Annotated in this window: 9 protein-coding genes; 6 read left to right on the forward strand and 3 right to left on the reverse strand. The window is 70.8% G+C overall.

Annotated features, from left to right (window positions below):
* Nucleotides 1-99: 99 nt before the first annotated feature.
* Nucleotides 100-3,639 carry a DNA polymerase III subunit alpha gene (gene dnaE / locus GWK25_RS30740; RefSeq protein WP_215454636.1) on the reverse strand — a complete coding sequence of 1,180 codons (3,540 nt, stop codon included), beginning with the start codon at nucleotides 3,637-3,639 and terminating at the stop codon, nucleotides 100-102.
* A 214-nt stretch (nucleotides 3,640-3,853) separates the two neighbouring features.
* Between dnaE and GWK25_RS30745 the strand changes: the two genes are divergently transcribed.
* From GWK25_RS30745 to GWK25_RS30755, 3 genes are all read left to right on the forward strand, one after another.
* Complete coding sequence (locus GWK25_RS30745) at nucleotides 3,854-5,203, forward strand: DUF2252 domain-containing protein (RefSeq protein ID WP_215454637.1); 1,350 nt, start codon at nucleotides 3,854-3,856, stop codon at nucleotides 5,201-5,203.
* An 80-nt stretch (nucleotides 5,204-5,283) separates the two neighbouring features.
* Nucleotides 5,284-5,967: a hypothetical protein gene (locus tag GWK25_RS30750; protein WP_215454638.1), complete on the forward strand. Its 684-nt coding sequence runs from the start codon at nucleotides 5,284-5,286 to the stop codon at nucleotides 5,965-5,967.
* A 78-nt stretch (nucleotides 5,968-6,045) separates the two neighbouring features.
* Nucleotides 6,046-6,846, forward strand: coding sequence for a DsbA family protein (locus GWK25_RS30755; RefSeq protein ID WP_215454639.1), 801 nt, complete (start codon nucleotides 6,046-6,048; stop codon nucleotides 6,844-6,846).
* Nucleotides 6,847-6,942: 96 nt separating this feature from the next.
* Here the strand turns inward: GWK25_RS30755 and GWK25_RS30760 are convergent, their stop codons facing one another.
* Nucleotides 6,943-7,593, reverse strand: coding sequence for a hypothetical protein (locus GWK25_RS30760; RefSeq protein WP_215454640.1), 651 nt, complete (start codon nucleotides 7,591-7,593; stop codon nucleotides 6,943-6,945).
* Between the two features lie 324 nt (nucleotides 7,594-7,917).
* Between GWK25_RS30760 and GWK25_RS30765 the strand changes: the two genes are divergently transcribed.
* A complete protein-coding gene (locus GWK25_RS30765; protein ID WP_251829109.1) occupies nucleotides 7,918-11,127 on the forward strand; it encodes an AAA family ATPase in 3,210 nt (1,069 codons plus the stop codon).
* 184 nt (nucleotides 11,128-11,311) lie between these two features.
* A complete protein-coding gene (locus GWK25_RS30770) occupies nucleotides 11,312-12,988 on the forward strand; it encodes an alkaline phosphatase (RefSeq protein WP_215454641.1) in 1,677 nt (558 codons plus the stop codon).
* Between the two features lie 38 nt (nucleotides 12,989-13,026).
* Here GWK25_RS30770 and GWK25_RS30775 read toward each other — a convergent pair whose 3' ends face one another.
* On the reverse strand, nucleotides 13,027-13,596 hold the full coding sequence (locus GWK25_RS30775) for a dienelactone hydrolase family protein (RefSeq protein WP_215454642.1): 570 nt from the start codon (nucleotides 13,594-13,596) through the stop codon (nucleotides 13,027-13,029).
* Nucleotides 13,597-13,715: 119 nt separating this feature from the next.
* On the opposite strand from GWK25_RS30775, the gene GWK25_RS30780 reads away from it, so the two are divergent.
* On the forward strand, nucleotides 13,716-14,849 hold the full coding sequence (locus GWK25_RS30780; RefSeq protein ID WP_215454643.1) for a mechanosensitive ion channel family protein: 1,134 nt from the start codon (nucleotides 13,716-13,718) through the stop codon (nucleotides 14,847-14,849).
* Nucleotides 14,850-15,036: the final 187 nt, after the last annotated feature.

Below are 15,036 nucleotides of genomic sequence, written 5' to 3' on the forward strand. Positions count from 1 at the left end.
GGCTGTTGCAGCCCAGATACACCGAGGGGCGCGTCCGGAACTCCGGATGCGCCCCTCGCGCGTTCACGCCCGCCGGACCCCTGGTCCGCCCGGGTCCGCTCAGCCGGCCAGGCAGGACGGTCCGAGCAGTACCTTCAGGTCCCCGAAGAGGGCCGGGTCGGGCTTGACCCGGTGCCGGTCGAGACGGAGGACGGTCGTCCTGGTCGGCCCCTGGAGCCTGATCCGGACCTCGCTGTCGCCCTTGTGGTGGGTGAGGATCTCGCCCAGCCGGCTGACCATGGGCGGGGTGACCCGGGTGGCGGGGATGGTGAGGATCACCGGCGCGTTGGTGCCCGCGTTCGACAGGTCGGGGACCTGCATCTCCATGGCGACCAGCCGCGGTACGTCCTCGCGCTTGTCGAGGCGGCCCTTGACGAACACGACGGCGTCCTCGACGAGTTGCGTCGAGACCAGCTGGTAGGTCGCCGGGAAGAACATGCACTCGATGGAGCCGGCGAGGTCCTCGACGGTGGCGATGGCCCAGGCGTTGCCCTGCTTGGTCATCTTGCGCTGGAGGCCCGAGATGATGCCGCCGATGGTGACGACCGCGCCGTCCGCGTGCTCACCGCCGGTGAGCTGGGCGATGCCCGCGTCGGCCTTGTCGGAGAGCACGTGCTCCAGGCCGAAGAGGGGGTGGTCGGAGACGTAGAGACCGAGCATCTCCCGCTCCTGGGCGAGAAGATAGGTCTTGTCCCACTCCTCCGTGGTGAACTCCACGTCGAGCCCGAAGCCCGGTTCGCTGCTGTCGTCCTCGCCCATGCCGCCGAAGAGGTCGAACTGGCCCTCGGCCTCCTTGCGCTTGACCGCGACCACGTTGTCGATCATCGAGTCGAAGTGCGCGGTGAGGCCCTTGCGGGTGTGCCCCATCGTGTCGAACGCGCCCGCCTTGATCAGCGACTCCGTGGTGCGCTTGTTGCAGGCGACCGCCTCGACCTTGTCGAGGTAGTCCGGGAAGGAGGCGTACTTCCCCTTGGCCTTGCGGCTTCGGATGATCGACTCCACCACGTTCGTACCGACGTTGCGCACGGCTTCGAGGCCGAAGAGGATCACGTCGTCGCCCTGGGCGGCGAAGTTGTGCTCCGACTCGTTGACGTTCGGCGGGAGCACCTTGATCTTCATGCGCCGGCACTCGTTGAGGTAGACCGCCGACTTGTCCTTGTCGTCCTTGACGGAGGTGAGCAGCGCGGCCATGTACTCGGCCGGGTAGTTGGCCTTGAGGTACGCCGTCCAGTAGGAGACCAGGCCGTACGCGGCGGAGTGGGCCTTGTTGAAGGCGTAGCCCGCGAAGGGGACCAGCACGTCCCACAGGGCCTGGATGGCCTCGTCGCTGTAGCCGTTCTTCTGGGCGCCGGCCTGGAAGATGGTGAAGTTCTTCGCCAGTTCCTCGGGCTTCTTCTTACCCATCACGCGGCGGAGGATGTCGGCCTCGCCGAGCGAGTACCCGGCGATGATCTGGGCGGCCTTCTGCACCTGCTCCTGGTAGACGATCAGGCCGTAGGTGACCGCGAGGACCTCCTGGAGCGGCTCCTCCAGCTCCTTGTGGATCGGGGTGATCTCCTGGCGGCCGTTCTTGCGCTCGGCGTAGTTGATGTGCGAGTTCATGCCCATCGGGCCGGGCCGGTACAGGGCCGAGACGGCGGAGATGTCCTCGAAGTTGTCGGGCTGCATCTGGCGGAGCAGGGAGCGCATCGGGCCGCCGTCGAACTGGAAGACGCCGAGTGTGTCACCGCGGCAGAGCAGTTCGAAGGTCTTGGGGTCGTCCAGCGGGAGGGCGAGCATCTCCAGGTCGATGCCCTTGTTGGCCTTCACCATCTTGATGGCGTCGTCCATGATCGTGAGGTTGCGCAGGCCGAGGAAGTCCATCTTCAGCAGGCCGAGCGACTCGCACTGCGGGTAGTCCCACTGGGTGATGGTCACGCCGTCGGTGTGCCGCACCCAGATCGGGGCGTGGTCGACGATCGGCTCACTGGACATGATCACGCCGGCCGCGTGCACACCCATCTGCCGGACCAGGCCCTCGACGCCCTTGGCGGTGTCGATGACCTTCTTCACGTCCGGTTCGTTCTCGTACATCGCCCGGATCTCGCCCGCCTCCGAGTAGCGGGGGTGGGAGGGATCGGTGATGCCGTTGAGGTCGATGCCCTTGCCGAGGACGTCGGCGGGCATGGCCTTGGTGAGCCGGTCGCCCATCGCGTACGGGTAGCCCAGCACGCGCGCGGAGTCCTTGATGGCGTTCTTCGCCTTGATCTTGCCGTAGGTGCCGATCATGGCGACCTTGTCGGCGCCGTACTTCTCCGTCACGTACCGGATCACCTCGACGCGCCTGCGCTCGTCGAAGTCGATGTCGACATCGGGCATGGAGATGCGCTCGGGGTTGAGGAACCGCTCGAAGATCAGACCGTGCGGGATCGGGTCGAGGTCGGTGATACCCATGGCGTACGCGACGATCGAGCCGGCCGCGGAGCCTCGGCCGGGGCCGACCGCGATGCCCTGCTTCTTGGCCCACATGATGAAGTCGGCGACCACGAGGAAGTAGCCCGGGAAGCCCATCGAGATGATGGTGTCCATCTCGTACTCGACCTGCTTCATGCGGTCGTCCGGGATGCCGTCGGGGAAGCGGCGGTGCATGCCGCGCATGGTCTCCTCGCGGAACCAGCTGACCTCCGTGTACCCCTCGGGGATGTCGAACTTCGGCATCAGGTTCCGGGCCTCGAACATGCCCGTGGTGTCGATCTGCTCGGCGACCAGCAGGGTGTTGGCGCAGCCCTCCTGCCAGGCGTCCGAGGAGTCGATGGCGTACATCTCGTCCGTGGACTTCAGGTAGTAGCCGGTGCCGTCGAACTTGAAGCGGTCCGGGTCGGAGAGGTTCTTGCCGGTCTGGATGCACAGCAGGGCGTCGTGTGCGGTCGCCTCGTGCGCGTAGGTGTAGTGCGAGTCGTTGGTGACCAGCGGGGGGATGCCGAGCTTCTTGCCGATCTCCAGCAGGCCGTCGCGGACCCGGTGCTCGATCTCGATGCCGTGGTCCATCAGCTCCAGGAAGTAGCGGTCCTTGCCGAAGATGTCCTGGTACTCGGCGGCGGACTTCAGGGCCTCGTCGAACTGGCCGAGGCGCAGCCGGGTCTGCAGCTCTCCGGAGGGGCAGCCGGTGGAGGCGATGAGCCCCTCGGACCACTGGGAGATGGTCTCCTTGTCCATCCGGGGCCACTTCTGCAACCAGCCCTCGGCGTACGCGTCGGAGGAGAGCTTGAAGAGGTTGTGCAGACCGGTCTTGTTCGCCGCCCAGATCGTCTTGTGCGTGTAACCACCCGAACCGGACACGTCGTCCCGCTTCTGGTGCGGCTGGCCCCACTGGATCTTGCGCTTGTTGCGGCGGGACTCGGGGGCGACGTACGCCTCGATGCCGATGATCGGGGTGACACCGGCCTTCTTCGCGGAGTGGAAGAAGTCGTACGCCCCGTGCAGGTTGCCGTGGTCGGACATGGCGATGTGGGTCATGCCCATCTCGTTGCACGCGTTGAACATGTCCTTGAGCCGCGCGGCACCGTCCAGCAGCGAGTACTGGGTGTGGACGTGCAGGTGCGTGAACGGCGGCTTTGACACGGCTTCGGCCTCCAGGGGACACAGGGAAAACAGGCGTGAACGACTTCCCCACGGGCTGCGGACAGTCTGGGGGACAGCGTCGAAGTCTATGCCTCGGGACTGACACGGCGAGGGCTCTCCCCCGTACCTTTCGGGGAGGAGTCGTGGGCACTCCCGTGCGCGCTCGCACGTTGTGAGGTCGACCCACCCGTGATCCACCAGGAGGCACCCAGCGATGTCGGTTCCGCAGCTCAACGACGAGCGACGCGGTGAGGAGATCCTCGCCGTCTTCGACACCGCCTTCGGCCAGCTCCTGGCCGCCGACCCGGCCGCGTTCCGCGTGAAGTTCCGGAAGATGGCGGCCTCGGCCTTCGCGTTCTACCGGGGCACGGCGTGCCTGTTCTACAACGACCTGGAGGAGGAGAACGCCGGGCAGGGCGGTGGGAGCGAAGGTGCCGGCCCGTACCTGGACGAGCGCACCTCGCGGGTGTGGATCCACGGCGACCTGCACGCGGAGAACTTCGGCACGTACATGGACTCCACGGGCCGCCTGATCTTCAACGTGAACGACTTCGACGAGGCCTACGTCGCCCCCTTCACCTGGGACCTGAAGCGCTTCGCCGCCTCCGTGGCGCTCATCGGGTACGCGAAGGCGCTCAGCGACGAGCAGATCACGGAGCTGGTGGAGACCTACGCGGCCGCCTACCGCGAGCGGATCCACGCCATAGCGACCGGTGCCAAGCGGGACGAGGTGCCCCCGTTCACGCTGGACACCGCCCAGGGCCCGCTGCTGGACGCGCTGCGCGACGCCCGCTCGCTGACCCGCTTCGGCCTGCTGGACTCGATGACGGAGATCCGCGACTTCGAGCGCCGCTTCGCGCCGGGCGGCGGCTCCGTCGAGCTGGACGCGGCCACCCGCTACAAGGTGCTGGCCGCCTTCGACGGCTATCTGGAGACGCTCCCCGAGTCGTCCCTGACGCGCCCGGACTCCTACCGGGTGAAGGACGTCGTCGGCCGCCGGGGCATCGGCATCGGCTCGGCGGGACTGCCGTCCTACAACATCCTGCTGGAGGGGCAGAGCGACGCCCTGGAGAACGATGTCGTGATCTACATCAAGCAGGCCCAGACCCCGGCCGTCTCCCGGCACATCACCGACCAGCGCATCCGTGACTACTTCGAGCACGAGGGCCACCGCACGGTGATCTCCCAGCGGGCGCTGCAGGCGCACGCGGACCCGTGGCTGGGCTGGACCGAGCTGGACGGCGCCGGGCAACTGGTCGCCGAGGTGTCGCCGTACGCGGTCGACCTGGACTGGAGCGACATCGACGACCCGGAGGAGATCGCGGCGGTCGTCGCCGACCTCGGCCGGGCCACGGCCACGATGCACGCGGCGGCGGACGACCTGACCGGGCAGTCCCTGGTGCCGTTCTCCACGGAGCGGGCCATCGACGCGGCGATCGCGGCCGACGAGGAGGGCTTCGCGCCGCTCCTGGTGGACTTCGCCCACGCGTACGGCGCCCGGGCGCGTGCGGACCACCAGATCTTCGTCGACCTCTTCCGCAACGGCCGGATCCCCGGTCTGTAGCCGTCCGGCATCCCCGTCCGGCACTCACAGGCGCCTTTTAGCGCTCCCTTACGGGTGTCCGTGGGAGACTCTCCAACGCCATGGATATACCCGGGACCCATTTCAGAGCCGTACGCGCGGCGCTGTTCACGGCTGTCGTCGTGACGCTCGGCACCGCGTCGCACGTGCTGCTGTCCGGGGTCCCGCTCCCGCTGACCGCCGTCGCCGCGATCACCGCCGCCGTCTTCGCCGTCTCGTACGCGCTGGCCGGCCGTGAGCGCGGCTTCGGGCGGATCGCCTCCGTGCTGATTCCGCTGGAGCTGGCCGCCGACACGGTGTTCACCACGGGCCAGCACGCCTGTTACGGCGAGGCGGGCGGTCCAGTCACCGGTCCGCTGCGGCAGCTCGGGCTCGAGGTGCTGTGCGGCGGCAGTGTCGGCGCGCCGCTGGCGCGGGTCACCGGCGGCTCAGAGCGGGCGGCCGCTCTGCTGGCCGGTGCCGGTCCGAGCGCAGCCTGGCTGCTGCTCGCCGCACACGTCGGCGTGGGGCTGCTGGCCGCCGCCTGGCTGCGGCGGGGCGAGCGGGCGCTGGCCCAGCTGCTGGACGCCGCGGTCGCCGCCGGTTTCCGGCCGTTGCTGCTCGCGGTCGCCTCCGTCCTGGTGCGGCCCGCCCCCGCCGAGCACCGGCCGCGGCGGGTGGCGGACCGTACGGCCACCGCCCGCACCCTTCTCTTCGCCCATTCCCTGGGACGGCGTGGACCGCCGTGCTCGGTCACCTTCGCGTGACCGCCTTCCGAGCACGAGCACATCCCCGTCCCACCCATCCGCGCACCCCGGGTGCGCGTTTCCCAGGGAGTCACCCTTATGAGCAAGCGGAACAGCAACGCGGCGAAGTCGGCGGCCCGTGAGCGGCTGCGTCTGGAGCGCGAGCGTCAGGCCAAGCGCGCGAAGGTCAGGCGCCAGGCGATCGTGGCGTCGTCGATCGTCGCGGTTCTCGCGATAGCGGGTGGCGTCGGTTACGCCGTCGTCCAGAACAGCAAGCCCACCAAGTGGGAGGCGGCGGCCGACGCCACGGTGGTCGCCCCCGCCAACACCTCGGGCAAGAACGGCACCACCGTGCTGATCGGCGACTCCACGTCCGACAACGTGGTCCACCTGTACGAGGACCCGCGCTGCCCGGCCTGCGCCAGCTTCGAGCAGACCGTCGGCGAGACCGTCGACAAGGGCATGGAGGACGGGGACTACAAGCTCTCCTTCACCCTCGGCACCTTCCTGGACGGCAACCTCACCGGCGAGGGTTCGAAGAACGCGCTGAGCGCGCTCGGCGCCGCCCTGGACGTCAGCCCCGAGGCCTTCCTCGACTACAAGGCCGCGCTGTACTCCGCGAAGTACCACCCGTCGGAGTCGACCGACGAGTTCGCCAAGGACAGCTATCTGATCAAGGTCGCGAACACCGTCGACGCGCTGAAGAACAACAAGAAGTTCCAGGACGCGGTCGAGAAGGGCACCTACGATGCCTGGGCGATGCGGATGAGCAAGTCCTTCGACGACGCCGAGGGGGTCGAGTCGACCCCGACCATCAAGATCAATGACAAGACGATCACCAACCCCTCCTCGGTCGCGGACTGGGAGAAGGCGCTCAAGGACGCGGGCGTCACCAAGTAGGTACCGCGCCGAGCACAGGGCGGGTGGGTGCCCGGGGGACCGGCCCCCGGGCACCCACCCGCCCATATCGCGCTACAGCTACAGCTACAGCTACGGCTACGGCGCGATGTACGGCTTGATCCGCTTCCGGTAGTCCTCGGGCCGGACCTCGTTGTAGTACTTGTCGGCGTCCTCGTCGTCCGAGGAGGTGAAGATGTAGGCCGGGCACTCGTCGGACTCGGCCTTGCCGCTGTGCGCGTACTGCTCCTTGCCGGTGCGCGCCTCGACGACCCGCAGCCGGTACGAGGTGTTGTACGTCTTGATCTTCAACGGCTTGCCGTCGGCCTCCATGTCGCAGACCTTGCCGGTCGCGGTGGCCTTCGTGCGCTCGAGGCAGACGACCAGCTCCGTCTGGGCCGGCTTGTCCTCGTAGCCGAGGAACCAGCCCTTCGGGAAGTCGCCGTCGACGGGCACGCTGCTGTTCCAGCCGTCGCCGGTGCTGTTCATGAGCTGTGCCGGGTGCACCGTCTTCTTCGTACGGTCGTACGCCGGCAGTCCCGCGAAGCCGAGACCGTCCGTGCAGACCCGCTCCAGGTCCTGGGTGGTCAGCGGAACCTCCGGTTCGTCGGCGGCGGCACCGGCGGACGACCCGCCGCCACTGCCTCCCCCGCTGCTTCCGGTGCTTCCGCTGCTCCCGGTGGATGACGAGCACCCGCACAGGACCACGCCCAGCACTCCGGCGGCGACCCACACCCGGGCACGCTGCATCGACGACCTCCCTGCCGCAAAAAAGAAAAGAAGCAGGCAGGGCATGTCCCCCCGGGTCATGCCCTGTCCCCCCTGCCCTGCCGAGACATCAGCGTGCCGGACTCCGGGGCGCCGGGTATCGGGGAAGAACCCCCATGTAGTTGTGCGGCCCCTGTGAAACTGGGGGCTACTCTGTACGCGCCTCGATGACGCGTGCGAGGAATTGCCGGCGGACTGTCGTACGGGGGCGGCGCCCCCGGCGCCTGCCGGGGGGACGTACGCGAGGCGTACGGGGGCGTGCGGGGGTTGCCACGACCATCCCAACAGGGCGCAGGGGGCCTGGAGTTGTCGTCTTTCTCTTTGGAGCCGTCGTTCTCTGCGGAGCCGTCGTTCTCGTCGCTGTCCTCGCCCACACTGATCGGCCGGGAGGCGGAGCGCGAGCTTCTGGCGGCCGTCGTCCGGGCGGCCCGGGACGGGCGGGGTTCGTCGGTCTTCGTGCTGGGCGAGCCCGGCATCGGCAAGTCCCGGCTCGTCGAGGAAGCCGCGTCCGCCGCCGCGCACGCCGGGGCGCGTGTCCTGCGCGGACGAGCGGCGTCCGCCGGGCGCGCGGTGCCGCTGCGCCCTCTGGCGGAGGCCGTGTTCTCCGGGTTACGGGGCGACGGGGCCCCCTCGGACGGTGAACTGGGCCTCTACGAACCGCTGTTGACCCGGCTGTGCGGGCTGGCACCGCAGGACGGCGCGCCGCTCGTCGGATACGCCGAGGCGGTGCTGAGGCTGCTGCAGGTCCTCGGCCGGGACGGCGGCTGCGTCCTGGTGCTGGAGGACCTGCACGACGCGGACGCCGACACGCTCGCCATCGTCGACTACCTGACGGACAACCTCGCCGGGCAGCGGACGGTCCTGTTGGCGACCCTGCGCGGCGAGTCCGGCCCGGCGCTCGACCTCGCCGGGGCCGCCACGGCCCGTCGTACGGCCCGGACCGTCCGCCTCGCCCGCCTCGGGCCGGCCGGCACCGCCGAGCTGGCGGCCCGTTGTCTGGGCCACGACTGCGCCGAGGACGTCCCGACCGCGGTACTGAACCGGCTGCACACCGTGTCCGAGGGCGTCCCCTTCGTCGTGGAGGAACTGCTGCGCGCCATGGTCGACGGCGGCGGTCTCGCCCGGGGCGGGGACTCCCGCTGGACGGTGACCGGCTCCCTCGACGCCGGGGTCCCCGCCACCGTCGCAGCCGCCGTCCTGCAACGCGTGGACCAACTGCCGTCCGCCGGTGTCGCCCTCCTGGAGGCGGCGGCGGTCCTCGGCCGGCGCTTCCCCGTCGACGTCGCCGCCCGCGTCGCCGGCCTGGACCGCGCCACCGCCCTCGTCCAGCTGCGTCACGCCTCCCACGCCCACCTCGTCTCCGGCGCCACCACCCCCGCCGACCCCGGCTGGCACACCTTCCGCCACGCCCTGACGGCCGACGCCATCGCCCACCGTCTGCTCCCCGCCGAACGGGCGGCCCTGTGCCTGGCGGCGGCGGACGCGATCGAGGGGGCGTGGGGAGCGGGCGAGGAGGAACCGGGCCTCGACGGGACGCACACCGCCCCGGGCATCCCGACACGCCCGCACACCCCGGGCCCACCGGCCCCCGACACGCCCGGCCCGGGCCACGCCCCCGCCTCCACGTCACCCGACATACCCGGCCGCCGGCACCGCGTCCCCGGGCCGGCCGGTCTCCCCGACACACCGAAGCGCGCCCCCCACCGCCCCCTCGGTGAAGGCGCCGGTGACGATCTGTACCGGCTCGCCGCGGAGTTGTGTGTCGCCGGGGGACGGCCCGCGCGGGCGGCCGTGCTGCTCGCCCGGGCCGGTCGTCAGGCCGTCGCGCGGGGCGCGCTGCTGACCGCCGTCGAACTCCTCGACCGGGGCCTGGAACTGATCGCCGACACGCCGGACGCGCCGCCCGAGGCCGTGGCCAGGCTGCTGGAGGAACTGCTCGGCACGCTCGTCCTCACCGGCGACGTTCGGCGCGTACCCGAACTCGGTGACCGGCTGGACCGTGTCCTGACGGTGTCCGGCGCTCCGGCCGGCCGTCGGGCGGTGGGCTTCCTGACCCGAGCCCGGGCCGCGGCGACCGCCCAACAGTGGGAGGAGGGCCTGGCGGCCGTGCAACGGGCGAGGGACCTGCTCGGCGACACGCCCGACCCGGCGTCCCGCGCAGCCCTGGACGCGGTCGCCGCCCACCTCGTGCTCAACTCGCAGCGCCCGGACCGACTGGAGAGCGCCCGTGCGCTCGCGGAGGGTGCCGTCGCGACCGCCGAGGAGGTGGGCCTGCCGGAGGTGGCGTGCAAGGCGCTCAACATGCTCGGCTACTGCCTGCGCCCCCGGGACCTGGGCGAGGCGGAGGACGCGTTCGCCCGGCTGGTCGCCACCGCCGAGGCACACGCGCTGCCGGTGTGGCGGATCCGCGGTCTGCTGGAACTGGGCGTGCTCGACCGCGTCCGGTTCACCGGCACGGACCGGCTGCACGCCGCGCGCGGGGCCGCCGAGGACACCGGCGCGGTGCTCATGACCGCCTGGGCCGACATGCATCTGACCCTCGCCCACGTCCTGCGCGACGAACAGGACCGGGCCACGGAGGCCGCGCGTCGCCTCCGGGAGACGGCACGCCGACTGCGGTTGCGCGAGGTGGAGTTGATCGGCGCCGGCGTGGACGGCATCATCGCCGCCTCGCTCGGGGAGCGCGAGAAGCTCGACGCGACCCTGCGCACGCTGGAGCGCGCCCTCGCCGGGCGCAGCGCCGGGGCGCTCTGGGGGTACGCCGACACCTCCGTGTGGGGCTGGGCCCAGGGCATCTGCTCCCTGCTGCGGGAGGAACCCGACCGCGCGCTGGCCGAGTTCACCGAGGCGGACGCCGTCATGCGGGCCCTGCCCAGCACTCGTGGCGTCACCGGATTCCTCGGCCCGTACCTCCTGCTGCGCACCCTGCACGGCACGGCCGACTGGGACGAACTCGACGGTCCCGCCGCCGAACGACTCGCCCAGGTCCACTGGGACCGTCCCTTCGCCGGCTGGTCCCGGGCCGTCCTGCTGGGCCGCGAGGGGCGGACGGCCGAGGCCGCCAAGACGGCGGAGGAGGCCCTGACCGGCACCGCCGCGATCCCGCTGGCCGCCCACCTCTGCATGCGGCTGGGCGCCCGGGCCGCGCTCGTCGACGGCTGGGGCCGGCCCGTCGAATGGCTGCGCGCCGCCGAGCAGTTCTTCCACGAGCGGGGCACCACCCGCGTGTCCGCCGCGTGCCGGGCCCTGCTGCGCGACGCCGGCTCCCCCGTGCCGCGCCGCCGCCAGGGTCATGACACGATCCCGGGAGAACTGCGCCGTGTGGGGGTGACCGCCCGGGAGTACGAGGTGCTGCGGCTGCTCGCCGCCCGGCTCGGCAACCAGGAGATCGCCGAACACCTCTTCCTGTCCCCCCGTACGGTCGAGAAGCACCTCGCCAGCCTCCGCCACCGCACCGACAGCGCCGACCGCGCGGCCCTGATCGCCCTGGCCAGACGCTACGCCGAGGATTGGTGACCGACGCCGGGCACGGGCTCACCGGACCCCCCTGACAACCCCGCACGACGACCGCCGACTTGGGCGATGTCCGTGCGGTCGCTCCCTGCGCGATCCGACGAACAGCGCACGACCGTCTGAACATTGAGCGGATTTCGGACTTCTGTCTTACATACGGCCCTACCCATCAGTAATCTCATCGGCCGTGACCAGTCGCAGATCTCACTCCAGACCCGACTCCCCCACCCGGCCCACGAGTTCGTCCGCCCCTAGCCGCCGTACGGTGGTCAAGGCGGCCACGGCCGGAGCCGTCCTCGCGGCACCGCTGGCGGCCGCGATGCCGGCGCGCGCGGCCGAGTCCCCCGCCTTCCTGCACGGTGTCGCCTCCGGTGATCCGCTGCCCGACGGTGTCCTGCTGTGGACCCGGGTGACGCCCACCGCCGCCGCGCTGCCCGGCTCCGGTGTCGGCCCGGACGTCGAGGTCGGCTGGACCGTCGCCCGGGACAAGGCGTTCACCCAGATCGTCGCCAAGGGTTCGACGACCGCGAGCGCCTCCTCCGACCACACCGTCAAGGCGGACGTGCGCGGCCTCGCGCCCGCCACGGACTACTGGTTCCGTTTCTCGGCCGGCGGCATCGACTCCCCGGCCGCCCGCACCCGCACCGCCCCGGCCGCCGACGCCGCCGTCACCGGCCTGCGCTTCGGCGTGGTGTCCTGCGCCAACTGGGAGGGCGGCTACTTCGCGGCCTACCGGCATCTCGCCGCGCGCGGCGACCTGGACGCGTGGCTCCACCTCGGCGACTACATCTACGAGTACGGCACCGGCGAGTACGGCACCCGCGACAAGGTCGTACGACCGCACGCGCCCGCCCACGAGATCCTCTCCCTCGCCGACTACCGCGTCCGGCACGCCCGTTACAAGACCGACCCGGACCTGCAGGCCCTGCACGCGGCCGCGCCGGTCGTCGCCATCTGGGACGACCACGAGATCGCCAACGACGCCTGGTCGGGCGGCGCCGAGAACCACACCGAGGGCACGGAGGGCGCCTGGGCGGCCCGTTCGTCGGCGGCCAAGCAGGCCTACTTCGAGTGGATGCCGGTGCGCCCGGCGGTCGCGGGCACCACCTACCGGCGGCTGCGCTTCGGCAAGCTCGTCGACCTCTCCCTCCTCGACCTGCGTTCCTTCCGGTCGCAGCAGGTGGGCATAGGCGACGGCGAGGTCGACGACCCGGACCGTACGCTGACGGGCCGGGCCCAGCTCGACTGGCTGAAGGCCGGGCTCAAGTCCTCCGACACGACCTGGCGCCTGGTCGGCAACTCGGTGATGATCGCCCCGTTCGCCCTCGGCAATCTCACCGCCGACCTCTTCGAGCCCCTCGCCGAGCTGCTCGGTCTGCCGAAGGAGGGGCTCGCCCTCAACCCGGACCAGTGGGACGGCTACACCGACGACCGCCGCGAACTCCTCGCCCACCTGCGGCAGAACGCCATCCGCAACACCGTCTTCCTCACCGGTGACATCCACATGGCCTGGGCCAACGACGTGCCGGTCAACGCCGGTACGTACCCGCTGTCGGCCTCCGCCGCCACCGAGTTCGTCGTCACGTCGGTCACCTCCGACAACCTCGACGACCTCGTCAAGGTCCCCGAGGGCACCGTCTCCGCCGTGGCCTCGCCGCTGATCCGCGCCGCCAACCGGCACGTCCACTGGGTCGACACCGACCGGCACGGCTACGGCGTCCTGGACATCACCGCCGCGCGGGCGCAGATGGACTTCTACGTCCTGTCCGACCGGACCAGGGCCGACGCGACCTCGTCCTGGGCGCGGTCGTACCGGACGCGCAGCGGGACGCAGAAGGTGGAGCGGACGTACGACCCCGTGTGATCATCCGGGCGCCTCCGAGTGATCGTCCCGGCCACGTCTCACAGGGTTTCGAGGAAGCCGAGCGCCACGTGCCAGGTGGCCTCGGCGGCCTCCGCGTCGTAGTCGGGGAGGTCGGGGTCGGTGTAGAGGTGGCCGGCGCCGGCGTAGCGGTATACCTCAACGTCGGCACCGGCCTTGCGCATCTGCAGGTACCAGGCGCTCAGCCAGTCGTCGGGCTCGAAGGGATCGGGCTCGGCGACGTGCAGTTGAACGGGCAGCTCGTCCACGGAAGCGCTGGCGGCGATGTCCGACGTGCCGTGCAGGAGCAGCAGTCCGCGTGCGTTCTTGTCGCCCAGGGCGAGGGTCTGCGCGACGGCGGCACCGAGCGAGAAGCCGGCGTAGACGAGCCCCCGCTCCGAGTAGGGCGCGGCGGCCAGGACCGCCCGCTTGAGGATCTCTTCCCGGCCCAGTTCCTCGTTGAGGGCCCTGCCCTCCTCGACCGTGTCGAACGTCCGGCCGTCGAAGAGGTCGGGGGTCCACACCTCGTGACCGGCGTCACGCAGCCGGTCCGCCGCCCGCCGCACGGCGGGCCGCAGACCGTAGATCGAGTGGAAGAGCATGATGTTCATGGGGCCATGGTGCCAGCCGGGCCTGACCAGTGTCCGGCCGCCCGTTTCGCGCGCCCGTACCCAGAGCGCGGCCGAAGTCACATGTTCATCCCCCCGCGCGGCCGGTTACGTTCGAAGGCATGGAGAACCTACTCCGCCCATTGATCGTCATCGGTGGCTCGGTCGTCCTCACGCTGCTCATCGGCTGGACGACCGATCTGCTGCTGCGCAAGGCGGACCAGCGGCACCACGAAACTCCCTTGTGGGGCCTGCTGCGCCGCGGTCGCATCCCCTATCAACTGGTCCTGTGCGCGGCCTTCCTCAGAGCGTCGTACGACGAGGCGCAGCTGCTGGAGCAGCACCGCACCGCCATCGGCCGCACCCTGACGCTGGTACTGATCGGCGCCACGGCCTGGCTGGTGATCCGCATCGCGGCCGCGATAGTGGAGACGACGTACAGCCGCTACGCCCGCGCCCACCGCGATCCGGCCCGGGTACGCCGGGTGCGGACCCAGGTGACGCTCATCATGCGGGTCGTCTCGGCGATCGTCGGTGTGGTGGCGGTGGCCGCGATGCTGCTGACGTTCCCGGCGATGCGCGCGGCCGGCGCCTCACTGCTGGCCTCGGCCGGACTCCTGGGCATCGTCGCCGGTATCGCCGCGCAGTCCACGCTGAGCAACCTCTTCGCCGGGCTGCAGATCGCCTTCGGCGACATGGTCCGCCTCGGTGACGTGGTCGTGGTGGAGGGAGAGTGGGGGACGGTCGACGAGATCACCCTCACGTTCCTGACGGTCCGCACCTGGGACGAGCGCCGGATCACGATGCCGGTGTCGTACTTCACCTCGAAGCCGTTCGAGAACTGGTCCCGGGGTGGCGCGCAGATGACCGGCACGGTGTTCCTGCACGTCGACCACACCGCGCCGCTGGCCGCGATGCGCGAGCGGCTGCGCGACATCCTGCGTTCCTGCCCCGCCTGGGACGGCCGTCACTACGACCTGACGGTCACGGACTCGACGCCCTCCACCATGGAGGTCCGCGCCCTCGTCACCGCCAAGGACCCGGACGACCTGTGGACCGTCCGCGTCAGCGTCCGCGAACAGCTCATCAGCTGGCTCACCGAGACCCACCCCTACGCCCTCCCCCGCGTCAACACCGCCGACGCGGTGCTCCCCCCGACCCACCCCCACTCCCCCTCCCACAACGGGGACGCCACACCCCTCCGCACCAACCGCAGCCGCGTCCACGAGCACCCGAGGGCCCCGGACCGAGGGTGAGCACGAGCAACGTCCGTACGCCGACCTGAAAGTGGGGCGGCCCCGAGCGCCGGGGCCGCCCCGCTCCCTCAGCACCCACGTTCGGCGCCCCCGTTGACCTGAAAGGCAACCCGCTCACCCGGCGAGGCACTCCCGGACGAGCCAGCCGCCAACGGTGACCAGCCCTCACAGGAGACCCCCGCGCAAG

This window comes from Streptomyces sp. ATCC 21386 (assembly GCF_018728545.1).
Classification (GTDB): domain Bacteria; phylum Actinomycetota; class Actinomycetes; order Streptomycetales; family Streptomycetaceae; genus Streptomyces.

Excerpts from the sequence above, each read along its gene's own strand:
- GWK25_RS30745 (WP_215454637.1), top strand. The coding sequence starts at position 3,854 with ATGTCGGTTCCGCAGCTCAACGACGAGCGACGCGGTGAGGAGATCCTC.
- GWK25_RS30750 (WP_215454638.1), top strand. The coding sequence starts at position 5,284 with ATGGATATACCCGGGACCCATTTCAGAGCCGTACGCGCGGCGCTGTTC.
- GWK25_RS30755 (WP_215454639.1), top strand. The coding sequence starts at position 6,046 with ATGAGCAAGCGGAACAGCAACGCGGCGAAGTCGGCGGCCCGTGAGCGG.
- GWK25_RS30760 (WP_215454640.1), bottom strand. The coding sequence starts at position 7,593 with ATGCAGCGTGCCCGGGTGTGGGTCGCCGCCGGAGTGCTGGGCGTGGTC.
- GWK25_RS30775 (WP_215454642.1), bottom strand. The coding sequence starts at position 13,596 with ATGAACATCATGCTCTTCCACTCGATCTACGGTCTGCGGCCCGCCGTG.
- GWK25_RS30780 (WP_215454643.1), top strand. The coding sequence starts at position 13,716 with ATGGAGAACCTACTCCGCCCATTGATCGTCATCGGTGGCTCGGTCGTC.